The 22772-nt window shown below is 61.4% G+C and carries 21 protein-coding genes; 5 read left to right on the top strand and 16 right to left on the bottom strand.

The window, feature by feature from the left end; translation table 11 throughout:
- Positions 1–91: 91 nt before the first annotated feature.
- Positions 92–853 carry a molybdate ABC transporter substrate-binding protein gene (modA, locus tag ACRC0P_RS15280; RefSeq protein ID WP_438632166.1) on the bottom strand — a complete coding sequence of 254 codons (762 nt, stop codon included), beginning with the start codon at positions 851–853 and terminating at the stop codon, positions 92–94.
- A gap of 198 nt (positions 854–1051) precedes the next feature.
- On the opposite strand from modA, the gene ACRC0P_RS15275 reads away from it, so the two are divergent.
- The 3 genes from ACRC0P_RS15275 (at position 1052) to arsJ (ending at position 3803) form a co-directional block, all read left to right on the top strand.
- The gene (locus ACRC0P_RS15275; protein WP_438632165.1) at positions 1052–1396 is read left to right on the top strand and encodes a metalloregulator ArsR/SmtB family transcription factor; all 345 of its coding nucleotides are present in this window, start codon (positions 1052–1054) and stop codon (positions 1394–1396) included.
- A 65-nt stretch (positions 1397–1461) separates the two neighbouring features.
- On the top strand, positions 1462–2475 hold the full coding sequence (locus ACRC0P_RS15270; protein ID WP_438632164.1) for an ArsJ-associated glyceraldehyde-3-phosphate dehydrogenase: 1014 nt from the start codon (positions 1462–1464) through the stop codon (positions 2473–2475).
- 113 nt (positions 2476–2588) lie between these two features.
- Positions 2589–3803, top strand: a complete 1215-nt coding sequence (arsJ, locus tag ACRC0P_RS15265) for an organoarsenical effux MFS transporter ArsJ (protein ID WP_438632163.1) — start codon at positions 2589–2591, stop codon at positions 3801–3803.
- 37 nt (positions 3804–3840) lie between these two features.
- On the opposite strand, the gene ACRC0P_RS15260 is transcribed toward arsJ, so the two are convergent.
- Positions 3841–4647 carry a S1/P1 nuclease gene (locus tag ACRC0P_RS15260; protein WP_438632162.1) on the bottom strand — a complete coding sequence of 269 codons (807 nt, stop codon included), beginning with the start codon at positions 4645–4647 and terminating at the stop codon, positions 3841–3843.
- Positions 4648–4921: 274 nt separating this feature from the next.
- On the opposite strand from ACRC0P_RS15260, the gene ACRC0P_RS15255 reads away from it, so the two are divergent.
- Together ACRC0P_RS15255 and ACRC0P_RS15250 are read left to right on the top strand one after the other, a co-directional pair.
- Entirely contained in the window at positions 4922–8068 is a 3147-nt protein-coding gene (locus ACRC0P_RS15255; RefSeq protein ID WP_438632161.1) for a TonB-dependent receptor, read from the top strand.
- A 33-nt stretch (positions 8069–8101) separates the two neighbouring features.
- Positions 8102–8272 (top strand): hypothetical protein, encoded by a 171-nt coding sequence (locus tag ACRC0P_RS15250; protein ID WP_438632160.1) that lies wholly within the window; start codon positions 8102–8104, stop codon positions 8270–8272.
- A gap of 31 nt (positions 8273–8303) precedes the next feature.
- Here ACRC0P_RS15250 and ACRC0P_RS15245 read toward each other — a convergent pair whose 3' ends face one another.
- The 14 genes from ACRC0P_RS15245 to ACRC0P_RS15180 all read right to left on the bottom strand — a co-directional run bounded on the left by ACRC0P_RS15245 (position 8304) and on the right by ACRC0P_RS15180 (position 22228).
- Entirely contained in the window at positions 8304–10505 is a 2202-nt protein-coding gene (locus tag ACRC0P_RS15245; protein WP_438632159.1) for a response regulator, read from the bottom strand.
- A gap of 5 nt (positions 10506–10510) precedes the next feature.
- Positions 10511–10714, bottom strand: coding sequence for a DUF2788 domain-containing protein (locus tag ACRC0P_RS15240; protein ID WP_438632158.1), 204 nt, complete (start codon positions 10712–10714; stop codon positions 10511–10513).
- Between the two features lie 99 nt (positions 10715–10813).
- Positions 10814–11083 (bottom strand): acetyltransferase, encoded by a 270-nt coding sequence (locus ACRC0P_RS15235; RefSeq protein WP_438632157.1) that lies wholly within the window; start codon positions 11081–11083, stop codon positions 10814–10816.
- A 223-nt stretch (positions 11084–11306) separates the two neighbouring features.
- Positions 11307–11798 carry a type II secretion system protein GspM gene (gene gspM / locus ACRC0P_RS15230; protein WP_438632156.1) on the bottom strand — a complete coding sequence of 164 codons (492 nt, stop codon included), beginning with the start codon at positions 11796–11798 and terminating at the stop codon, positions 11307–11309.
- Between the two features lie 46 nt (positions 11799–11844).
- Positions 11845–13152 (bottom strand): type II secretion system protein GspL, encoded by a 1308-nt coding sequence (gspL, locus tag ACRC0P_RS15225; protein ID WP_438632155.1) that lies wholly within the window; start codon positions 13150–13152, stop codon positions 11845–11847.
- A gap of 14 nt (positions 13153–13166) precedes the next feature.
- Positions 13167–14213 (bottom strand): type II secretion system minor pseudopilin GspK, encoded by a 1047-nt coding sequence (gene gspK, locus ACRC0P_RS15220; RefSeq protein ID WP_438632154.1) that lies wholly within the window; start codon positions 14211–14213, stop codon positions 13167–13169.
- The gene (gspJ, locus tag ACRC0P_RS15215; RefSeq protein ID WP_438632153.1) at positions 14210–14917 is read right to left on the bottom strand and encodes a type II secretion system minor pseudopilin GspJ; all 708 of its coding nucleotides are present in this window, start codon (positions 14915–14917) and stop codon (positions 14210–14212) included. Before gspJ ends, gspK begins: the two co-directional genes overlap by 4 nt.
- On the bottom strand, positions 14907–15305 hold the full coding sequence (gene gspI, locus ACRC0P_RS15210) for a type II secretion system minor pseudopilin GspI (RefSeq protein WP_438632167.1): 399 nt from the start codon (positions 15303–15305) through the stop codon (positions 14907–14909). The genes gspJ and gspI overlap by 11 nt, the downstream gene beginning before the upstream one ends.
- Before the next feature lie 200 nt (positions 15306–15505).
- A complete protein-coding gene (gene gspH / locus ACRC0P_RS15205) occupies positions 15506–16111 on the bottom strand; it encodes a type II secretion system minor pseudopilin GspH (protein WP_438632152.1) in 606 nt (201 codons plus the stop codon).
- A 131-nt stretch (positions 16112–16242) separates the two neighbouring features.
- A complete protein-coding gene (gene gspG / locus ACRC0P_RS15200; protein WP_438632151.1) occupies positions 16243–16671 on the bottom strand; it encodes a type II secretion system major pseudopilin GspG in 429 nt (142 codons plus the stop codon).
- A gap of 45 nt (positions 16672–16716) precedes the next feature.
- Positions 16717–17934: a type II secretion system inner membrane protein GspF gene (gene gspF / locus ACRC0P_RS15195; protein ID WP_438632150.1), complete on the bottom strand. Its 1218-nt coding sequence runs from the start codon at positions 17932–17934 to the stop codon at positions 16717–16719.
- An 83-nt stretch (positions 17935–18017) separates the two neighbouring features.
- Positions 18018–19505, bottom strand: coding sequence for a type II secretion system ATPase GspE (gene gspE / locus ACRC0P_RS15190; RefSeq protein WP_438632149.1), 1488 nt, complete (start codon positions 19503–19505; stop codon positions 18018–18020).
- Complete coding sequence (gspD, locus tag ACRC0P_RS15185; protein WP_438632148.1) at positions 19502–21433, bottom strand: type II secretion system secretin GspD; 1932 nt, start codon at positions 21431–21433, stop codon at positions 19502–19504. The genes gspE and gspD overlap by 4 nt, the downstream gene beginning before the upstream one ends.
- 177 nt (positions 21434–21610) lie before the next feature.
- Positions 21611–22228: a type II secretion system protein N gene (locus ACRC0P_RS15180; RefSeq protein WP_438632147.1), complete on the bottom strand. Its 618-nt coding sequence runs from the start codon at positions 22226–22228 to the stop codon at positions 21611–21613.
- Positions 22229–22772: the final 544 nt, after the last annotated feature.

Raw genomic sequence — 22772 nt, 5'->3', positions numbered from 1 at the left:
CACCGAAAGCCCGGAAACTCGCAGCCGGGCCTGGGACGGTGCGCACGGCGCACCCTGCGGCAAGAAGCGGATTCATCATCTCAGAGAACCCCTAATGTGGCTCGGGGAAGCGATAACCGTAGGATTCGATAATCGCCCTGGCCTTGTCCCCGCGCAGGAAGTGCAGAAACTCTACGGCCCCTTTACTATCGGCGCCCCTTTGCAAAAGCACCGCATCCTGGCGGATGGGGCTGTATAGATCGCCCGGCACTGTCCAGGCAGAACCCTCTTTAAGCTGTCCGCCCCGCACGATTTGCGACAGAGCCACGAAACCCAGGTCCGCATTACCGGTGGCGACGAACTGGTAGGTCTGCGCGATATTTTCGCCCTGCACCCACCTGGAGCGGGTTGCCTCCTCCAGGTCGAGGTTCCGCAGTACTTCCACAGCAGCTTTACCATAGGGAGCCAGCTTTGGGTTGGCGAGCGCCAGTTTGCGGAAATGCCCTTCTCTCAAGACCGAGGCCCGATCGTCCACCAGCGACGGATCGGCTGACCAGAGGGCCAGGCTGCCGACCGCATAGGTGAAGCGGCTGCCCGGCACCGCCAACCCGGCTGTCTCCAGTGCAGCCGGCTTGGCGGTATCGGCGGAGAAAAATGCCTGGAAGGGCGCACCGTTTTTAATCTGGGCGTAGAACTTGCCGGAGGAGCCGGAAGCCAGCTTCACCCTGTGCCCAGACGTCTTTTCAAATTCCGCCGCTATCTCTTTCATCGCGGCGGTGAAATTGGAAGCGACCGCAACCATCAACTCCTCGGCCGATGTCTGTAGACTGACAGCGGCAAAAAACAATGAGACCACTAGCTGGCGAATCTTCACAGGGCATTCCTCGCTGGCTGGCAGGCCTGGACCTGCCCCTCGTCCGTTATATACTGGCGTATATAGCGGTAAGCGGCAAGCCCGAACACCCCGAAAGGCCAACCTTCCCCCCTTCGACATACCTTGCTCTTTTCATATCTGATTTTCCATATATAATTACATCCATATATGTAAGCCCAACGGTCACCGAAACGCCCTATGAACCCCCTGCAATTCTACAAATGCCTCGCCGATGAGACCCGCCTGCGCAGCCTGCTGCTAATCGCCCAAGAAGGCGAACTCTGCGTCTGCGAGCTGACCGAAGCGCTGGATGTGAGCCAGCCGAAGATATCCCGGCACCTCGCGCAACTCAGAAGCTGCGGCCTGCTACAGGACAGGCGCCAGGGGCAGTGGGTCTTCTACCGCATCAATCCCGCCCTGCCCGCCTGGGCCAAGTCCGTCCTGAACGAGACCCTGGAGGCCAACCGGGCATTTATCGATGACAACCTGCGGGGTCTATGCCGCATGGGCGACAGGCCGGAGCGGGCGAGTCTCTGCTGCTAAAAATTTACCCCTGACACATAGGTTTTTCATATGTCTCGACACCCGAAAATTTCTGGAGATACACTGTGACGATCAAAGTGGGCATCAACGGCTTCGGTCGCATCGGCCGCCTCTGCCTGCGCGCAGGCTGGGACTGGCCAGAGATGGAATTCGTGCAGGTCAACGACCCCGCCGGTGATGCGGCAACCCTGGCGCACCTGCTGAATTTCGATTCGGTGCACGGCCGCTGGCGGCACACCGCCGAGGCCGACGGCGATACCATTGACATCGGTGGCCGCCGCCTTGCCTGCTCAGGAAATACCGCTATCGCCGATACCGACTGGTCCGGGTGCGACCTGGTAATCGAGGCCTCCGGCAAAATGAAGTCCACCGCCCTGCTACAGGCCTATCTCGACCAGGGTGTCAAACGGGTGGTGGTCTCCGCGCCGGTCAAGGAGCCGGAAGTGCTCAATATTGTCATGGGCGTCAATCACCAGCTTTACGACAGGGATCAGCACCGTATCGTGACCGCCGCCTCCTGCACCACCAATTGCCTGGCGCCGGTTGTCAAAGTGGTCCACGAAAAACTGGGGATCAAACACGGCTCCATCACCACCATTCACGATCTCACCAACACCCAGACCATCCTCGACGCGCCGCACAGGGATCTGCGCCGGGCCCGCGCCTGCGGTATGAGCCTGATCCCCACCACCACCGGTTCCGCCACCGCGATTACGGCAATTTTTCCCGAACTGCAGGGCAAGCTGAATGGACACGCGGTGCGCGTGCCCCTGGCCAATGCCTCGCTCACCGACTGCGTATTCGAAGTGGAACGAGCCACCAGCGTCGACGAGGTCAACAGCTTTCTGAAAGCCGCAGCGGAAACTGAGCTGAAGGATATTCTCGGCTACGAGGAGCGCCCGCTGGTTTCCATCGATTACAAAACGGACCCCCGCTCCAGTATCATCGATGCCCTGTCCACCATGGTGGTGAACGATACCCAGGTAAAAATTTATGCCTGGTACGACAACGAGTGGGGCTATGCCAACCGCACTGCGGAGCTGGCGCGAATGGTTGGCTCCATGGACCGGAATTTGTAAAAGCCTTTGATCAATCTCCCTGTAGGAGCGGGCCACGCCCGCGATCAGCCGGTGGGCTTAACCTCTGCTGATCGCGGGCATGGCCCGCTCCTACATCGGTCATCGAGATCCTGATGCTTTCTCTCTCCTCCCTGCCATCCCAAGTCCGCCAGTACCTGCTGGTCACCGGCAACTACTGGGCCTTCACCCTCACCGACGGCGCCCTGCGCATGTTGGTGGTGCTCTATTTCCACGACCTGGGCTACAGCCCGCTGCAGATCGCCCTGCTGTTTCTCTTTTACGAGTTCTTCGGCGTGGTGACCAATCTGGTGGGCGGCTGGCTGGGCGCACGGCTGGGGTTGAACCGCACCATGAATATCGGCCTGGCGCTGCAGGTAATCGCCCTCGCCATGCTGCTGATTCCCGCCGCGCTGTTGACGGTGCCCTGGGTGATGGCCGCCCAGGCGCTCTCCGGCATCGCCAAGGACCTCAACAAGATGAGCGCCAAGAGTGCCATCAAGCTGCTGGTACCCGCCGAAGCCCAGGGCACCCTGTACAAATGGGTGGCAATACTCACCGGATCGAAAAACGCTCTGAAGGGCGTGGGCTTTTTTCTCGGCGGCGCTCTGCTGGCCCTGCTCGGGTTCAGGGGTGCCGTGGGAATAATGGCAGCCGCCCTGGCGCTGGTGTGGCTGGCGAGCGTCCTGCTGCTGAAAAGGGATCTGGGCAAGGCCAAAGCGAAAAGCAAATTCCGCGATATTTTCTCCAAGAGCCGCGCGGTCAACCTGCTGTCCGCGGCGCGGCTGTTCCTGTTCGCCGCGCGGGATGTATGGTTTGTGGTGGCGCTGCCGGTATTTCTCGCCAGCCGCTTCGGCTGGGATTACTGGCAAGTGGGCGGCTTCCTGGCGCTTTGGATTATCGGCTACGGCATTGTCCAGTCCCTGGCTCCGCACTTTACCGGCAGGGGAAAACTGCCGGACGGCAGAACCGCTTTTGCCTGGGCCGGAGTACTGGCGCTGGTCCCCGCGCTGATCGCAATGGCCCTGCTCGGAGGCATTCACCCCGCGGCCAGTTTGCTCGGGGGGCTGATGCTGTTCGGCGCACTCTTCGCAGTCAATTCCTCCCTGCACAGCTACCTGATCGTCAGCTATGCGCGGGAGGATGGCGTGTCCATGGATGTGGGTTTCTACTATATGGCCAATGCCATGGGAAGGCTGGCGGGGACAGTGCTGTCCGGCTGGGTCTACCAGACGGCCGGACTGGCAGCCTGCCTGTGGATATCGGCGGCATTTCTGCTGCTGGCGGCGGTACTGTCACTGAGACTGCCTCGGCACCACCACCCATCGTAGGGTGCGCCGCGCGCACCATTGTTACGGCCGGCAATGATTACTGCTGCCCCAGCGCCCGGTTGACCAGACCCGCCAGGCGCACACCGCCCTGGCGCAGGCGCTGCGCGACAATTTCCCGGTTGCGACGGTAGTAATCCTCCCCCAATTTAACCTGGCTGGTATAGGCATAGCTGTGCACCAGGCGCTGGGACTCAGCGGCCCAGTCCTCCGGCGTGCTGTCCAGCCACTGTTTACGCTCCCGCTCGCCGATTGACCGCCGCTGTTCTTCGGCGTATTGCTTCCAGTCGCGCACAAAGCCCGCGGGCAGGTAGACATCCCAGAGCGCGTGCAGATTGGTGGGAAAACCGAAGAACTCGACTTTTATATCATTGCCGCCGCGATCCTCGGACAGGCCGGTGTGCAGCGGCTGGTGCAGATCGCCGACAAAGTGGGCGACGAACAGCAATGCCTCGGCGCGATCGTTTTCCGTTGCACTGGGGTCACCGAGTATTTTCCCGAAGTGGTCAATGGCCTTGAGGATGCACCCGGCCGGCGGGCAGTCGCGCTCTTCCTTATATCCATCCCACTGGCGCGGCAGGCTGATGTAGTGCATGGGCGCCGCCCAGTCATAGCGGCTGTCGCTGCGAATGCGGTCCGCCCAGGTAGTAGCCTCCGCCAGGTTCGGCTCCCCGGCACTCTCCAGCAGCTCTTCCACCCGGGTTCTGACCTCCGGACGCAAATAACCCCAGGCGACCTCTCCCACCACCCGGTGGCCGTCCTCTCCCCAGGCCATTGTATTGACCGAAGTCAGTAACATGGAAAAACAGAAGATTACTTTTACAAAAATATTTCTATCTGGTTTCACTTCGTGCCTCATTGTATTTCTCCGTCCCGACCTACCCTATCTGGACTTTATGACAAATTTGAACCTGAAGACAGGAATCAACTGCTGAGTACAGCGACCTTCCCTACTCAAACTTCCGCGCCAAACAATATCAATAGAACTTTAATCCCTGTGTCATTTTTCTCCCTGAGAATAGCGCCGGCGCAAATTCCCGGAAGCAGAACCGGGAAAACGACAGATCACACACCACACCGATGGCCCTGCTCTTTGGCCACCTTAAGACAAGGAGAACTTCATGAAACGCTGCTTTTTCCCGCGTGCACTTTTGTCCGCAGCGGTGGTCTCGGCGATGGGCACGACGCCCGCGGCCTTTGCACAGGAAACTTCCGCCGCCATTCGCGGTGTCGTCACCGGTGCCGATGGCAATCCCGTCGACGACGCCAGGGTTACCGTCGTCCATACCCCCTCCAACAGCCGCAGCGAAATCCTGAGCAGCGAATCCGGCCGCTTCAACCTGAAAGGCCTGCGTGTGGGTGGCCCCTATACCATTACAGTTCAGTCCGACCAGGGCGAACGGGTGATGGATGGGCTCTACCTGAACCTGGGAGATCCGCTGTCCCTGCCCATTATCCTGGGGACCGGCAGTATGGAGGAAGTCAGCGTGGTGGCCCGAATGGAAGGTGAGGCCCCTACCCTCGGGCCCTCCTCCACTTTCAACCTGGGAGTCCTGGAAAGCGCCCCGGCGGTAAACCGCGATATCCGGGACCTGCTGCGCGTGGACCCGCGTATTTACATCGACGAAGCCAATGTCGGCGCAGTGCAGTGCGGCGGCAACAGCCCACGCTTCAACAGCCTGACCGTCGACGGCGTGCGCATGAACGATAACTTCGGCCTCAACAACAACGGTTACCCCACCGAGCGCATGCCCTTCTCCTACGACGCCATCCAGCAGGTGGCCGTGGAACTGGCCCCCTTCGATGTGCAGTACGGCGGCTTCAGCGCCTGCAATATCAACGCGGTAACCAAATCCGGCAGCAATGAGTGGCACGGCTCCTTTCTCTACGACTATACCGACGACGGCTTTATGGGGGATTCCCTGGAAGGCGATGACATCGATATCGCGCCCTTCGATGAAAAACGCTACGGCGTCACCCTCGGCGGCCCCATTGTCCCGGACAAGCTGTTTTTCTTTACCGCCTACGAGAAACTCGAAGGCGTGGCCACCTTCGGCCGCGGCCCCGCCGACTCCAACGTCGCCACCCCGGTGCAGGGGGTGAGCCAGGCGCAACTGGATGAGATACTGCGCATCTCCCGTGAGGTATACGACTACGAGCCCGGCGGCCTGCCCTCCAGCCTTCCGGAAGAGGACGAAAAGCTTCTGGTCAAGATCGACTGGAATATCTCCGACACCCAGCGTGCCGCCTTTACCTACAACTACAACGACGGCTACTCCATTGCCCAGGCAGACAGTGGTTCCAGTGCCCTGGAGCTATCCAACCACTACTACGAGCGGGGCGCCGAGCTGAATTCCTACGTGGCCCAGCTGTTTTCCGACTGGAGCGATGTTTTCTCCACTGAGATCAAAATCGGCTACGCGGAGCTGGACAACCGTCAGCAGCCCCTGGGCGGCACCGACTTCGGTGAAGTGCAAATCAGTACCGCCAACGATCACGATGGCGACGGCAACCCCTCCAGCGCCACGGTATTCCTCGGCGCCGACGATTCGCGCCACGCCAACAAGCTCACCTATGAAAACCTGAACCTGAAACTGGCGGGCAGTCTTCAACTGGGAGAGCACCAGCTGTTGGCCGGCTATGAGCGCGAATCCTTCGACGTGTTCAACATGTTTATACAGGAAGCCGAGGGCGAGTACCGCTTCGACAGCATCGAGGGTTTCGAGCAGGGCATCCCCTCGAGCATCACCTACGAGAACGCCTCCGGCAGCAACGTCAAAGAGGACGCCGCCGCCGAATTCAGCTACGACATCAATACTCTCTACCTGCAGGACGAGTACATCTTCGCCAGCGTGGACCTGACCCTGGTGGGCGGCCTGCGCTACGACTGGTACGAAAGCGACGACGAGCCCAAGGAAAATCCGTTGATCGAGGAACTCTACGGCTTTTCCAACCGGCAGAACCTGGATGGCATCGACCTGCTGCAGCCGCGCCTCGGTTTCAACTGGAATATCGACGGCAATATGGAAGTGCATGGCGGCATCGGCCTCTACTCCGGCGGCAACCCCAATGTATGGATATCCAACAACTATTCCAACGACGGCGTGACCCAGATAGAAGTCCAGAACAGAAGTGGCAGCTCCGTATTCGATATGGCCTGGAACGGCAGCGGCCGCCCCATCTACGACATCCCGCAGGAACTGCACGACTCCGTGGCCGCGGGCGAAGGCCGCAACGGCGGCGTCAATCTGCAGGACCCGGACTTCGAAATTCCCTCCACCTGGAAGTACGCCCTGGGCGGCAGCTATGAGTTCGAGAGCGGCTATCTGGTTACCGCGGACTGGCTGTACAGCGATTACAAGGACGCGGCGATCATCCGCGACATTTCCCGCGAGCAGGTGGGCGCGGCCATCGACGGCCGGCCGATCTACGCCAGTGTCAACGGCCGCGACCAGGACTTTATGCTCACCAACGTAAGCGGCGATTCCGGCTATTCCAATGTGCTGTCCCTGGGACTCAGCAAGGCGTTCGACTTCGGCCTCAATGTGGCCCTCGGCTACGCCTATACCGATGCGGAAGACGTGAATTCCATGACCAGTTCAGTGGCCTTCTCCAATTACCGCTACCTGGCCACGGACGATCCGGAAAACCCGGGCACCGCCACCTCCAACTATGTGGTGCCGCACCGGTTTACCCTGAAACTGGACTATGCACGGGAATTCTTCTCCGGCTACGAAACCCGCTTCACCCTGTTCGGCGCCGCCAACCAGGGCCGCCCCTATACCTACACCTTTGCCGACGGCTCCATGTTCGGCGACAGCGTGGGCTGGGCCGGCCGCAGCCTGCTGTACGTACCTGAAGGCCAGGACGATCAGAATGTGATATTCGCGGACGGTTTCGATACCGAGGCCTTCTTCGCCTGGGTGGAATCCGAGGACCTGGACCGCGGCGGTATTGCGGAGCGCAACGAGCTGAACAGCGACTGGTGGACCCGCTTCGACCTGCGCATCGACCAGGAACTGCCGGGCTTCCGCCCGGACGACCGCGCCAAGGCCTACTTTATAGTGGCCAACCTCGGCAACCTGCTCAACGACGACTGGGGCGTGATGTACCAGGGCGGCTTCCCCTACTACCAGGCCGCGGTATCCGCCAGCATGGATGAGGAAGGGCGCTACGTGTTCGAAGAGTTTCTCGACCCGGCGGGCCAGGCCCGGGTTTCCGATGCTTCCCTGTGGCAGGCGCGGCTGGGAATCAGTTACCAGTTTTAAGCCAGTAAGCACCATGTAGGAGCGGAGGGGCGGATGGCCGCTCCACCGCTCCTACAACAGCAGGAACCCCAGGAGGACAAAACCCTGGGCGCTGATCGCTCCCGCGTGCAACGCGTAGGGGAGCTGGGTTTCACATGGTCCATATGCTCGGTGCCCGCCGCCAGTGACGATACGATTGTGGTGCCGGAAATCGGCGATGAGTGATCAATGGGAAACGCTGTACGCGGCGTGTGAATCACACGCCCCCGAGCCAGCGCTCCAATGTCTCGCGCAGGCTGTCCCGGTCCAACGGCTTGGTGAGGTAGCTGTCCATACCCGCCGCCAGGCAGCGACTCTCGAACTGCTCCTGGGTGGTGCTGGTCAGGGCGACAATCGGCAGGCGGTCACCGGGGGTGTTATCCGCCTCCCAGCGACGCAGGCTCTCGATAATCTGTGCACTGTGCTCGGTGTTCTGCTGGCAGTCCACCAACAGCAGGTCGTAATTGCCCTCCGGCAGGCGCTCCAGGGCCTCATTTATCGAGGAGGCCACCTCCACCCGGTGGCCCAGCGCCCGCAACATCTCTTCGGCGACTCCGTGCTGGTGAGTCTCCTCGATCAGCAGCAGGGATCTCTGTCGCGGTCGCTCGCCACCGCGAGAGGCAATGCGCCGGCTGACCTTCTTGGTGCCGCCGAAGAGGCGCTCGATCAACGCATTGTGCAGCTCCTTGCGGGTTACCGGCCGCGGCAGATACTGCGGGGCGGGCAGCGCCTGCTGCAGGGGGGCAAAGTCGCTCTCGTGGCCATCGCCCCCGAGACACAACAGCGGCGATTGGCTTTCGCTCTCATCGGTGAGGATAGCGCTGACGTCCGCCAGCAATTGCCGGTCGCCCATGGCTGGCACCAGCAATATCAGGCGCCCGTAGTTGAGTGCCTGTCGCAGGGACTCCTCCGCGGCCTTGCGGTTGGCGTCCGACCAGTGGTGGCTGGCCACCTCCATTCCGAAGGAGTTCAGCACCTGGACAAGGCCGGCAACAAACAGCCCTCCCTGGTGCAGGAGCACCACTTCGTGGTCCTGCAGTCGGCGGTCGGGAGTAAGGTAGGTGCGCTGGTTGGGTTCTATGGCGAATTTCATCGCCACTTGATAGCGATTGCCCTCGTCGGAGGAATAGAGCTGCATATAGCCGCCCATGATCTCCGCCAAGCCCTTGGCGATGGACAGACCCAGGCCGGTGGTCACCTGGGTGCTATCCAGGCGGGAGAAGGCGCCGAAAAGCTCGCTTTCCTCCGGCAGTATTTCCCCTTCGCCGGAATCGCGCAGTTGGATGGTCAACTGTCCCTCGGCACTGTTGATGTACTCGAAGCTTACCTGTCCCCAGAGCTCACCCCGGTGGGCAATTATGTTGGCTGAATCCACCAGGTTGCGGATCAACTGGCCGGTTCTGCGGTTGTCACCGGTGACCATGACCGGCAGGTTGTCGTCAATCTGGAAGTTCAGTTCCAGATGCTGCTGGTGCGCGGTGTCGGCCGCAAACTTGAAGGATTTCTCGATTGCCTTGACCAGGTTGAAAGGCCCCTGGCGCAGGTGGATATCCTGGCGCGCGACACGAGCGAAAAGCCCCACATTGTCCACCAGCTTCAATTGCTGGCCGCCGGTTCTCTTCGCCAGTTGGATCAGTTCGTGCTGGCGCCTGGTCAGCGGCTCCTCTTCCAGCAGGGTCAGCGCATCCATGGAGTCCGCCACCTGGCTGCGGAATTCCTGGCCGATATTGGTGATAAATTCATTGGTCAGCGCTACCGCCGCCTCCGAGTGCTTGCTCGCCGCGACCAGGTGACTGGCACGCTGCTGCAACTCGTACATGGCCGCGATGCGGTCCCAGTAGTTCTCCGATTCCCGCCGCCCCTGATGTGCCGTCAACCACACGAAAATAAAGGTCGCCGCGCCGTAGATGGTGCCGAGAATATCTCCCGACAGGAAAGCCGCGACAGCGGCGGGTAACAGGGAGGCGGAGATAAACCAGGCGAGAAAACGGTGGTAGGGAGCGAAAACGGTGGCGACGCTGGAACAGAAGATCACCGTGTACAGCCAGAGGAAGTGGGTTTCCGGGGCAAAGCCTACCAGCCACACGTGGCAGAGCAGGATTATCCCCCACCACAGGGCCCCCAAGGTGGAGGAGAGGAAATAGCGCTGGCGCCATCGGTTGGGCCCGGCGGCATAGAGACCGGCGAAGCGAAAGACATAGTAGCCCCGCACCAGGGTCATCAGCACCAGCCCGATACCCAGGACCAAAACAAGCTGCGGCGCCTCCGAGCGGAGATCCCCCAGGGCGGTGGCGATGGCAAAAGCGAGCAGGGACAGCAGCAAGCCGCGGCGGGTGTACTTGGCGACCCGCATGTCCGTGTTCCGGCATACGCGACGGTCTTTCTGGACTTTCAGTTCGGGACGGTCAAATAACGGCATATCCGCTAACCAATACCCAGTATCTCTACCAGGACTGTTTTTATAAGGAATCCGAGCAGACCCAGGCCCAGGGCGATAAACAAAATAAAGGTACCAAAGCGTCCGGCCTTGGATTCCTTGGCCAGGCTCCACACGATGAAGACCATAAAAAGGATGAGTCCGCCGACACCGAACCAGAGGGAGTATTCTTCAAACTGCTCGAATGACATGAAACCGCCCGCCTGGAAAATTGGCGCGGATTCTACAGCGATCGGTGGTCAGTTAACAGTGGCACCCAATGGCTATCATCACCGGCAACTGGTCACGGATCAGGCTCCCTGGTAGTAATCCCCGTCCTCTGCCCGGGTGCCGCAGCGCAGTCGCCGGACTTCCCGGTCGCGATAGCGGCTGTCATACCAGCAGAGCGGCAGCGCTTCTCCGGACAGGAAGCTGAGCTGGGTCTTGTCGAAGACCTCCGGATCCTGCACCTCCTCGCCCCAGAGATAGCGGCCCACAACGGTCAGCTCGTAGGGATTCGCCAGGGTGACTATGTCGGCCACTTCGACCAAGTGGTTTGTGACGGTATCTTTAAACAGCATTGTGGCATCCATTTCGTCACTTTCCCAAAGTATAGGGGTTTAAGTGCCACTTCCGTCGGACCACCCTGTTCGCTTCATACTTGGTAACCCATCAAAAGTACAAAAAAGTAGCAATATAGCAGCGATTTTTCGCCTCAATAAAACTATAAAATCGAAAAAACTTTATATTTCAACCACAGAATTATCGAAAAATAGCCTTAAGCTACTAAAGACCGACGATTGATCACCCCTCCAGGGTCAGGCGCGCGGACACCATTCCCTCCTGGGGCAACGCGTCCAGGTTGACGGTGCGAATGGTAAAGCGCTGCTGTATCAGGTTGTTGAGCCAGGGCTGCAGGTCCTGGTAGCGGGCCTGCTCTATCCACAGCCGGATGCGCCCTTCTCCCTCCGGCTCAAAGCGCCTGATGGTAATCTTGTGTTGTTCCGCGGCGGCGGTGACCCGCTGCAACAGGGTGCCCCGGGACTCCGCCGGTGTGCCCATGGAGCCGGTATCCAGGCGCTCCAGTACCGGGCGCTGGGTCTCGATCCACTGCACCAGTTGGCGCGATTTCTCCGCCTCGGCCCTGGCGCTGTCGAAGAAGTTTTTGGCGGGCATAAACAGGCCATAGACCACAAACATCCCGCCGAGAAACAGCGAGAGCAGGCCCAGGGCACGCTGGTCGTTGGTGGGCAGCGCCTGCCATTTCTGTCGCCATTGTTCGATTTGTTCTTTCATATCATGTCATGTACGTCAATTTTTGTGGCGGTGCGCGCGGCGCACCCTACCGTAGCCGGATGCGCCCGGCCACACCCTTCTCGAGTTCGTTGGCCGCCAGCAGTTCCGCCTTGTATTCGCTATCGGACAGACGCCCCACCAGGGTGTCCAGGTCGGTCAGGTTGGGGGCCTGCAACTGCAACACCATTTCCCCGCGGTTGCCGTCGAAGCGTAGGGACTGCAGCTTGAGTTCGCCGCCCTTGTGCTGGTTCCAGACGCTGCTCAGCAGTTGCATCTGGCGCCCGAAGCTGCTGCTGCCGGCGGCGGCCTGGTTGAGGTAGCCCTCGATCTGACGGCGGATATCCGCGCTGGGCCGGTCCCGTGGAAAGAGTTCCCCGAACAACGCCCGCACCTCACTCTCCGCGCCGCCCGCGCGCCATTGATAGTAGCCGCCGGCGGCCAGATACAGCACCAGTTGGAGCGCAAAGCAGGCCACCGCCGCAATCGCAGGTTTGTACCACCAGTCGCGCTCATCGCCGCCGTCGTCCAAGTGGTAATCACCGCTCAGCAGATTGGCCAGGCGATCGGGCCTGGCGCAGGCCAGCAGTTCCTCCTCCGCCGCCCGCTCGGTGCGCTGCAGGCGCTCGCCAAACAGGGACTCCAGCTCCGCCACGACCAGGGCGTCATCCCCGCCGGCACCGAGCAGTTGCAGCTCGGGTGCCGCACTCTCAGCACTCTCATCCCCGTCATCTTCACTGTCCCCGACGTCCGCCAGGTGAGCCAACAGCGGCTGCAGATGCTGGCGGTGAACGGTGAGGCCGTACCCGGCTCTGTGCCAGATATGCGCCTGGTTGCCATCGATCCACAGGGCGATATCCCGGTTCAGCGGTTCCAGCAACTGGTACTCTGGTACAACCGCTACCACCGGCCATTGCAGGCGCTCCAACTGGCTGTGCAGCGCATCCATCTTATCCCTGGCGACGGCGTACACACTGCACTGCTCCCCGCTGAGGGGCCGGCACAGGAAGTGCAGGTCCTCCACATCCTCGGCCAACCGCTCCTCCACCATGTACCCAACTGCGCTGCTCTGGCGGCGAGCGGCTTTGGGAATCGCCTCCACGCCACTCCACACCCAGTTGCCGGGGAGAAGCAGCAGCGCGCGGGCGCTCTCGGGAAAATCGAGCTGGATCGCGCCTTCCGGGTTTTCCCGCGGCTCGCGGTCCGGGTCAAAGGCACGCGCAAAGCTGTCGTCCAGGGCCACAGGGCGCCAGCCATCGCTGCACCAGCAGAGGAGGCCGAGGCCGCTTTCATCCTCCTGCAAACGCAGCAACATCAGTTGCCGTACCGGCGCCGCATCTTTTGATTCAGAACTCAAATTATCCGCCATAACTACTTGATTTTTCTTGATTTATCATTCGCAGATTCGGAAGAATCCTGCAGTAACTCCTGCATCTGGCCGGTGGAGAAGCTGCGCCGCTGGCGGTGCAAAACCTCTGCCCTGCCTTTGCCCTGGTCGACTTTCAAGGTGGTCTCCCAGTACTGGCGGTAGTCTCCGCTATCCCCCAACTGCACCGCGATCCGAGCGAGAAAGTAGCTGCTCTCGAAAACCAGTCCCGAGCCGCTGGCCACACCGTAACTGGCCAACTGGGCATAATCGCTGAAAACCGTATCCGATTCCCGCTGGCGAACAATCTCCTCAGCGTTGGCCTCCGGCTGCACCGCCTCGATCAATTCCGCCGGCGCGAAGTTCACATTGATTTTGGTGTCCGTTTCGGGGAGGGCGCACAGGAAGGGACGCAATTTCTGCCAGTCCTCCACCTCCATCCCCTGCACCGCGGCCAGTTCGGACACATCGGTGATCTGCGTATCCGGGGTGCGGTGGGCCACATCCAGCCCCAGGTAGCCATCGTCCTCGGTGCCCGGGGCCCGGGGGGTATCGTCGGCGTCCAGCCAATCCACGATCGCCCTGGCCAGCTCCGGCTTGCCGCTGACATTGCGCACGAGGCGCTCGAAAATCTCGTTTTGCCCACCCCCCTGTCTGCCCGAGCCACCTCTCGAGCCACCCGCGGTGAGATTATTCACATTAAAACATGAATGTAAGTCTTTGATCTGAATCCGGATCTTTCCATTGTCCGGATTGAATTCCAACGCTTTCTGCGCCCAGGCCTCGCCGGCGTGGTCGGCAGATGGATTCTCCGCCCGGTTACCAGCCTCCTTGTCCGCTTCCCAGTCCCGCTCCAGGGCCACCCGGGCCCAGGCTTCGGCGCCGCCGACGAACTCCGCCAGCTGTGTGTTGGCCAGCAACATACCGGTGCGCGACAGGGCGATGCGGTTGCGCAGTATGGCATGGGTTACCGCGGCGATCGCGATGACCATCACCAGCAGCACGGTGATCAGTGCAACGCCGCGCTGTTGTCTTGGCCCGGCAGTATTCACGGGACTTCCCCGCGCTGGCCGGCGTCTTTAGCGGGAGGGCTGGATAGGGGAAAGACCCGGCGCAACTCGCCGCCGGTGCGGGTCATCAGCACCAGTTCGAGAGCCTGGGGCAAACGGGTGTCCAGTTGTCCGGCGGAAGTTTGCGAGGATGCCGGCGGCCATTGGGACAGCCAGGTTTCGGTATCCGGGTCGTAATAGCGCAGGGTCAGCGCATCGACGCCGGCAAGCAATGGTTCCGCCACCGGCTCCGAGTCGGGAGCCCGGTCCAGCACCCGCCAGCGACTGCGCAGGAACAGCCCGCCGCTGTCCTCCTCGAGGTCGTTTCCGCCGGGCTCCTCCTCCAGATAACCGAGGGAGTAGCTCACACGCTGCAACTCACCGCGGGGTTCGCCGGTGAGATTGGCCGCGCCCAGGCGGGTGAACTCGATTTCGTCCGCATCGCCCCGCAGGGCCGGCTCGTAGCCCGTATAGGCATTCTTGACCGGCCGTACCGTGAGTTGGCGGAGGTCATCGTCGATGCGGTAGAAAGCCATGGACAGCCGCCTCAGTTCCTCCGCACGCCCCTCCAGTGCCCGGTCGGTGGCGTTGAAGGTGTCCAGCAGAGCGTAGGAGCCGATACTGATGATGGAGACCAGTACCAGCACAACCATGATCTCGATCAGGGTGAAGCCGGACTGATCTTTGAGTGCGGAATCATTCACCATTCCGCCCCCCCTCCGCCGCCCAGGCATCCAGGGTGAACACCGGATACTCGCCGTCCGGCCGCGCCACTTCCACGATGATATGGCGCATGCGCTCCTCGCGGGTGTCCTCCACGGAGGCGGTCACCTGCCACTCGCGCCCACCCAGTGGCACCCGTTCGGTTTTCTCCCCCACCGGCGGCCATGGGCTGCGCACGCGAATCTCAGCCAGCACTTCCTGCGCCACCCAGCTGGCGGCCAGGCGCTCCTCCATGGCTGCCTGCTGGCGCACACTGCCCTGCATGGTTTTCAGCACGCTGGCGGCGATTACGCCGAAGATCACCAGGGCGACCAGGACTTCTACCAGGGTGAAACCGGATTGTTTGAATGCGGAATGCGGACCAACCGGCAGGATTGCCGATTGGCATCGCCGAAGGCGACCCCGAAGGGGTGAAGTGCAGGGACATACTTCATGAATGCGGAATGCGGAATCGAACGGCTCGCAATCCGCGGCAGCAGGAGGTCGCAGACAGCTTTCCACCGGGCATCGGCTGATGCTCCTCCCGCTCCGGACACCATTCCGCATTCCGCATTCCGCATTCCGCATTTCCATCATTCCACCTGCCACTCCACCTTCAGTCCCGTCAGGCTGGTATAGGAAATCGACGCGCCGCGGCTGATGTCGCCGTCACTGAGCAGGAACATGGCCAGCTCCACCGGGAGGATTTCACCGCTGGAAAGCGCCACGAACTGGGGTAATTGTTCCTCCTCCTCTTTTCGCTCAGCGGCGAACTCCTTGGATTCGGCGCCGGGTATCTGGGCTTCCTCCAGCACTTCCAGGCGGATATTTTCCGGCAGTTGATGGGAGGCGAAGCGCGCGGCGCTGCGGCCCGCGGACTCGGTGTCCAGAGCCTGCCACTTCATGGCCGCGGCATCGAAACGCACCACATTGTAACCGTCACTCTCCAGCATCACCCCGTAGTGCGCCTTGTCGATCAAGGCCCGGTCCGCCACCAGCTGTAACAGGCTGGCCAGGCGCTGGACCTCGCCGGTCCAGTTGCGGTTGCCGGCCCCGCCCAGGGACAGCACAGCCATCCCCGCCAGGGTGGCGATGATAACGATGACGACCAGAATCTCGATCAGGGTAAAGCCGGATTGACGGGACCCGGGACCCGGGACCCGGGACTCGGGAGCGCGGACACGGTCCATCAAAGGCATAAAGTTCACGCGTCGCGCCCCGAGTCCCGAGTCCCGGACCTTCTCCCGGAGTCCCGAGCCCCGAGTCCCGATCTGTCCGGGGAGCGGTTCAAGCCCCCCAACTTCAAGCCGGCACGCCATCCCGGTCAAACTCAAAGATCAGCGAGCGATAGATCCGCCGCCTCACCCTCACCACCGGGCTTGCCGTCGGCTCCCAGGCTGTACAGATCGTAGGGGCCGGTGCTGCCGGGGCTGATGTACTGGTATTCATTGCCCCAGGGGTCCTTCGGAGCCTTTTTCAAATAGGGCTCGTTCCAGTTTTTCGCCTCTGGAAAGCCGGAGGGTTTGGTCACCAGTGCCTGCAGGCCCTGGTCGGAGCTGGGGTACACGAAGTTATCCATGCGGTACATATCCAGCGCAGTCTCAATGGCACGCAGGTCCACCACTGCGGCCTTCATCCGCGCCTCGCCGGTGCGTCCCAGCACGTTGGGCACCACCAGGGCGCCGAGCACCCCGAGAATCACAATTACCACCATGATCTCGATCAGCGTAAAGCCGCCGCTTTTGCGTAAATTTCTCATTTTCTCTCGCTCCCTTTACCTGTACCTGTACCTGTAAACAGGCTTTTACACAACCAGTTGATTCATGCTCATGATGGGCATCATGATCGCCATCACAATAAACAGAACGATCCCGGCCATCAGCAGCAGCATGGCCGGTTCGAACAGACTGACAAACGCGGTAACCGCCCCCTGCAGATCCTGCTCCTGGGATTCCGCAGCGCGGCGGAGCATTTCATCCAGGGTGCCCGAGGATTCACCGCTGGCGATCATATAGATCATCATGGGCGGGAAATACTCCACGTCTTCCAGCGCGCGGCGCAAACTGCCACCTTCGCGTACAGATTTCTGCGCCGCCTGCAAGCGCTCCTTGAGAAAATCGTTGCTCATCACTCCGCTGGCGATGCCCATCGCCTGCACCAGGGGCACGCTGCTGCCGGTGAGAATCGCCAGGGTACCCACATAGCGGGCGCTCTGGCCACCCCGTACCAGCCAGCCGATCAGCGGCAGTTCCAGCAGCCGGTGGTGAAAACGGTAGCGGGCCGCCGGCCGGCGCAGCACGAAGATGACCAACGCCACCAGAGCCGCCAGCGCGGGGGGCACCAGCCAGCCCCAGGCGGAAATAAAATCGCTTACCGCCACCAGTATGCGAGTGGGCAGGGGCAATACCTGGCCGGTGCCGGTAAACACCTCGATCACATCCGGCACCACATAGACCATCAGGCCGGTCACCACCAGGACACAGATGAATACCAGCACCACCGGGTAGATCAGCGCCAACTGCACTTTCTGGCGGAACTTCTGCTGGTTTTCCGTGTAGTCGCCGAGGCGCTCCAGCACCTCGTCAAGATGACCCGAGTGTTCTCCCGCTTCCACTGTGGCGCGGTACAGCTTGGGGAAGGCACGGGGAAAGCTGCCTAGGGCCTGGGCGAAACTGTGCCCTTCCAGCACCTTGCCGCGCACCGCGAGCACGATACGGCGGATCTTGTGGTTGCGGCTCTGGTTGGCGATGGCGCCGAGGGTCTCCTCCAGAGGAATACCGGCGCGCAGCAGTGTGGCGATCTGGCGGGTGAGCAGCGCCAGGTGTTTGATACTGAGGCCCGGGCTGCCGGCAAAAAGGCTGCCGCCGCTCTCTCCGGCGCTCTCCGTCGCCGGGGCCACTTCCAGCGGCACCAGTCCCTTGGCACGCAATTGCTGGCGCGCCGCGCGGGGACTGTCGGCCTCGAGAGTGCCGCGGTTCTTGCGGCCGGAATCGGTAAGGGCGGTGTATTGGAAGGCGGCCACGATTAAAACTCCCGGAGAAATTTGCCTGTAAGCAGGCTCCTACGTTCCACATTCCGCATTCCGCATTCCGCATTCCGCATTATTTATGACTCCTGCGTAACACGCACCACCTCCTCCAGCGAAGTAACCCCCGCCAATACCTTCGCCACACCGTCCTCGCGAATGCTGGAGGCCACCTTGCGCGCTTCCGTGACCAACTTGCTCTCGGAGGCGCGGTCGTGGATCAGCTGGCGGATGACATCGTTGACGGGTACCAGTTCATAGATACCCACCCGACCCACATAACCGCTGTGGCTACAGTGCTCGCAGCCGGCGGGACGGTAGATCACCGCCTCCTCCACCCCCAGCAGACGACACTCGGAGGCGTCGGCAGTGTGGGGCTGCCTGCACTTCGGGCAGAGCACCCGCACCAGGCGCTGGGCCAGGACGCCGATCAGACTGGAGGATAGCAGGAAAGGTTCAATGCCCATGTCCACCAGACGGGTCACCGCGCCCAGGGCGGTGTTGGTGTGCAGGGTGGAGAGCACCAGGTGGCCGGTCAGGCTGGCTTGAATGGCGATCTGCATGGTCTCCAGGTCGCGGATCTCCCCCACCATCACCACGTCCGGGTCCTGGCGCAGTATCGCGCGCAGCCCGCGGGCGAAGGTCATATCCGCCTTGGTGTTGACCTGGGTCTGGCCGACGCCCTCCAGGTTGTACTCCACCGGGTCCTCAACGGTGAGGATGTTCTTTTCCCGGTTGTTGATGCTGGCGAGGCCGGCATAGAGGGTGGTGGTCTTGCCGGAGCCGGTGGGGCCGGTAACCAGCAGGATGCCGTGGGGGCGTCCCAGCAGTTCGGTGATCACCTTCAGGTCGCGGTCCGCCATGCCCAGCTTGCCCATGTCCATCTTGCCCGCCTGCTTGTCCAGCAGGCGCATCACCACCCGCTCGCCGGCGGAGGACGGCATGGTGGAGACGCGCACGTCCACCTCGCGCCCGGCCATCAGCAGGGAGATACGGCCGTCCTGGGGTACGCGCTTCTCGGCGATGTCCAGCTTGGCCATTACCTTGATACGGGACACCAGCAGCGGCGCCAGCGCGCGGCGCGGCTGCAGCACTTCGCGCAGCACGCCGTCCACGCGAAAACGCACCACCAGGCGCTTCTCGAAGGTCTCGATATGGATATCCGAGGCTCCCTGTTTGAGGGACTCGGCAAAGATGGCGTTGATCAGTTTGACGATGGGGGCATCGTCTTCCTGCTCCAGCAGGTCTTCGGTCTCCGGCAGGGAGTCGGCCACCGCGGCCAGATCCAGGTCGTCGCCCAGGCTCTCGACATCGGAGAGGTTGCCGCCCTCACGGTTTTCGTAGAGGCTCTGCAGAGCGGCCTGGAAGGTCCCCTCCTCCACCGCCTCGATACCCACCGGGCGGCCACAGAGACGCTGGACCTCCGCCAGTACCGACGGGTTCAGTGGCGCGACATACTGGCAGCGGGCACCGCCGTCCACGTCGAGCAGCAGCACACGGTGGCGCTTGGCGAAGGCATAGGGCAACCGCTTTACTGCCCGGGTTGTCACTTCCGCGCTGGCCGTCATTTTTCCGCCTCTATCACCTCTGCCTCGATAACTTCCACCGGCGTCTCGCCGTCCGGCTTCACCCCCATGCCGTCGTAGCCACCGGTGGGCGGCAACAGGTCCGGCAACACGTCGCCGCGGTGCCAGTCCCAGATCAGGCTGGTCCTGTCCTTCAGATGAATCTGTTTCTCCTGCAGGTCCAGGTAGCGCTTGCGGGTCTCTTCGTAGCCGGCGATCTGGGTGGTGAGGATCTTCGGGCGTATGAACACCATCAGGTTGGTCTTGGTGACATCTTTTCTGTTATTGCGAAACAGCCGGCCGATACCCGGGATATCCCCCAGCAGCGGCACCTTGGATACCGACTCGTTGACCTGGTCCTCGATCAGGCCGCCGAGCACCAGTATGGCGCCGTCATCGACCAGCACCTTGGTGCGGATCTCCCGTTTGCTGGTCACGATATCCACCGCTCCCTCACTGCTGGGCAGCACGTTCTCCACCTTCTGCTCGATTTCCAGGGTCACGGAATTGTTGTTGTTCACCCGCGGCGTCACCTTGAGCTCGGTGCCGATATCCTCGCGCTGAATGGTGGTAAAGGGGTCACGGCTGCTGCCGGAGAGCAGTTGCTCACCGGTAACGAAGGGCACGTTCTGGCCCACCAGTATCTCCGCCTCCTCGTTGTCCAGCGCCATGATGGTTGGCGTGGAGAGGATATTGGCGTTGCTCTCCGAGGCAACGGCATTGATCGCGGCGCGGATATCGGTGCCGCTCAAATAACCCAGGTGCAGGGCACCGGCGCCGGCCAGGCTGGACAGCGGCAGGGAGAAGGGGTTCAAGGTTTCGACCACTTCACCATCCTCATTGAGAGCTCGAGTGGCGGCGTTGTTGTTCCAGCCAGCCACCACATTTTCGTTGGCGCCGGCGATCCAGCTGATACCCAGTTCGTTGCCGGTACCCTCGGTCACCTCGACGATAATCGCCTCTATCAACACCTGTGCGCGACGCACGTCCAGCTTGGCGATCACCCCTTTCATGGTTTCCAGCAGCGACGGCGGCGCGGTGAGTATCAGCGCGTTGAGAGCCTCGTTGACCTGGATACTCACTTCGACATTCGCAACCTGCTGATCCTTCTCGGTCTTCTGGATACTGCCGCTCATGCCCTCGAGAATGGGTTTCAGAGCCTCTGCATCGGCATATTGCACATAGACCACCGCGGTGTTGCCCTCGCCGTCCAGCGGCTGATCGAGGCGGGCGATCACGCTTTTAAGCTGCTGGCGGGTCACCGGGTCGCCGGTGAGCAGCACACTGTTGGAGCGCTCGTCCACGGCGATGCGCAGGGGCTGTACCTCACTGCCTGCGCTGTTCTTGCCGCCGGACTGCAGCAGTTCACCCAGCACCTGCTTTACTTCCTTGGCGGAGGCGAACTGCAGCGGCACCAGTTCAATCTCGATGGCGCCGGCGCGATCCAGCTGTTTGACCAGGCGCACTATCTGGTCGATGTTCGCGGCGCGGTCGGCGATGATCAGGGTGTTGGTGTCGGCGTAGGCCGCCAGGTGGCCGGTTTGCGGAATCAACGGGCGCAGCATGGCAATCAGTTGGGCCGCAGAGATGTTCTCCACCCGCACGGTGCGCACCACCAGGGACTCCGCCGGTGCGCGGACCTCGTCGCTCACTACCGGAATTGCCTGTTGCTTGGCCAGGGCATCCGGCACCACTTTCCAGGCCCCCCCCTGCTCCACCAGGCTGAAACCGTTGACTTGGAGCACGGACATAAAGACTTCAAAGGCCTCTTGATGGGACATGGGGTCGCCGGCAACGACGGTGACCTTGCCCTTCACATTGGGGTGCACAATGATGTTCTTGCCGGTGAAATCCGCCGCCCAGTTGATCAGGTCGCGGATATCGGCGTTGTCCAGGGACAGGGTTACCCTTTCCGGGCCTCGGGGCGACACTGCGCCTTCCGGACCCCGCGCCAATACTTCCCCTTCCGGGGGTTGAGCCAGTATTGAAGTCGATATCAACAAACCCAGGCTGACTGCGAACAGCCGTCGATAGAACATCCTCATCATTATTTATCTGGCTCTTTATTTTGTAAGTCTGAAAAAAAAATGGTCTTGGCAATCTGGCGATCAGTTTCTGCGGGCGGCCCGTCGCTCCCGAGCCAGCTCGCGCAGTTCCTCCAGGCGCTCGCGGATGGACTGCTGCTTCTCCGAGCTGCTGGCGGCGCTGCTCGCACTGGCTTCCACTGCCTGGCGGGCATAGTTGGCAATCTGTCGCATGGGAACGCTGGGCCGCCCATCCTCATCCGGATAGGTCAGCTTTTCCATTTTGCCGTTGCGCCGTAGCACAATATGGTCCACCGCCACGGAGTAAAGTTCCGCCCCCCCGGGCAGACTGTCACCGATATAGACGCGCTGGGCCGGTTTGCCCTTTTCCGCCACCAGGGCACTGGCCTTGTCCTTGGCACTGTTGTTGAGTACTCCCGACAGCACCAGGTTGAGCTGGGTGATGGGGATATTGGCCAGATCCACTTCCGGCTGCTGGGTGGTGGCCTTCACCGGGGCCCGGCCGAAGAAAGGAGTATTGGGCAGGGATTCCACCCGGCCGACAGCGGATGCCTGCACACTACGCCGGGCCAACAGCGACTCCTCGCTATTGTCGGGAACCACCAGTGCACCGTAGGCCGCCAGGTTGAGCAGCAGCCAGCCACCGACGACAGCGGCGGAAGCCAGGGTGCTGCGCGGCAAAGACTTACGCCGCCCAACGACTGCACCAATAGAGATAAAGGCTTGTTTTACTGCGGACATGAACAACCTTGTGAGTCAACTTCAACGATTGACTATATTTATCAAGTATTGACGCCTATTCTCTTTCGTCACCTCGAGAAACGCAACGTTCACTCTCTGGCGCATCATACAGCATATTATCTAACCAGACAGCATGTTATTTGATCAACACCCGACGAAACCGGCCACGATCGGCCTTCCCGGCAGAACAACTCAAATAGAAACAAAAAGGCGGCTCAATGCCGCCCGAGTGTCCTGTATGGTACTAAATAGTGATACCAGAGCCCCCCAGGTTGTCCACAGTTAGGCGCAGCTCGCAGGGAATGGTCATTCCATTTTCAAGAGCTGCAACGCGGCTGTGGGCAATCTGGGGGGCTCCCTTCGGGCGGGCCGCTAAGCAGCCATCTGCGGCGTTGCACTTGCTTGACGTAGAATGACTACGCCGGCGCAAGTGCGCCTTGCATCTGGCCGCTTAGCGGCCCGCTGGTATCACTATTTAGTACCA

The organism is Microbulbifer sp., from assembly GCF_051659245.1.
Taxonomy (GTDB): domain Bacteria; phylum Pseudomonadota; class Gammaproteobacteria; order Pseudomonadales; family Cellvibrionaceae; genus Microbulbifer.
This window is presented reverse-complemented; position numbering and strand designations above follow the sequence as displayed.

Coding starts and splice junctions, on each gene's coding strand:
- ACRC0P_RS15255 (WP_438632161.1), top strand. CDS start 4,922: ATGAAACGCTGCTTTTTCCCGCGTGCACTTTTGTCCGCAGCGGTGGTC.
- ACRC0P_RS15245 (WP_438632159.1), bottom strand. CDS start 10,505: ATGCCGTTATTTGACCGTCCCGAACTGAAAGTCCAGAAAGACCGTCGC.
- gspJ (WP_438632153.1), bottom strand. CDS start 14,917: ATGGTGAATGATTCCGCACTCAAAGATCAGTCCGGCTTCACCCTGATC.
- ACRC0P_RS15275 (WP_438632165.1), top strand. CDS start 1,052: ATGAACCCCCTGCAATTCTACAAATGCCTCGCCGATGAGACCCGCCTG.
- gspE (WP_438632149.1), bottom strand. CDS start 19,505: ATGACGGCCAGCGCGGAAGTGACAACCCGGGCAGTAAAGCGGTTGCCC.
- arsJ (WP_438632163.1), top strand. CDS start 2,589: ATGCTTTCTCTCTCCTCCCTGCCATCCCAAGTCCGCCAGTACCTGCTG.
- ACRC0P_RS15235 (WP_438632157.1), bottom strand. CDS start 11,083: ATGCTGTTTAAAGATACCGTCACAAACCACTTGGTCGAAGTGGCCGAC.
- ACRC0P_RS15250 (WP_438632160.1), top strand. CDS start 8,102: ATGGCCGCTCCACCGCTCCTACAACAGCAGGAACCCCAGGAGGACAAA.
- gspH (WP_438632152.1), bottom strand. CDS start 16,111: ATGCCTTTGATGGACCGTGTCCGCGCTCCCGAGTCCCGGGTCCCGGGT.
- gspM (WP_438632156.1), bottom strand. CDS start 11,798: ATGAAAGAACAAATCGAACAATGGCGACAGAAATGGCAGGCGCTGCCC.
- ACRC0P_RS15240 (WP_438632158.1), bottom strand. CDS start 10,714: ATGTCATTCGAGCAGTTTGAAGAATACTCCCTCTGGTTCGGTGTCGGC.
- gspG (WP_438632151.1), bottom strand. CDS start 16,671: ATGAGAAATTTACGCAAAAGCGGCGGCTTTACGCTGATCGAGATCATG.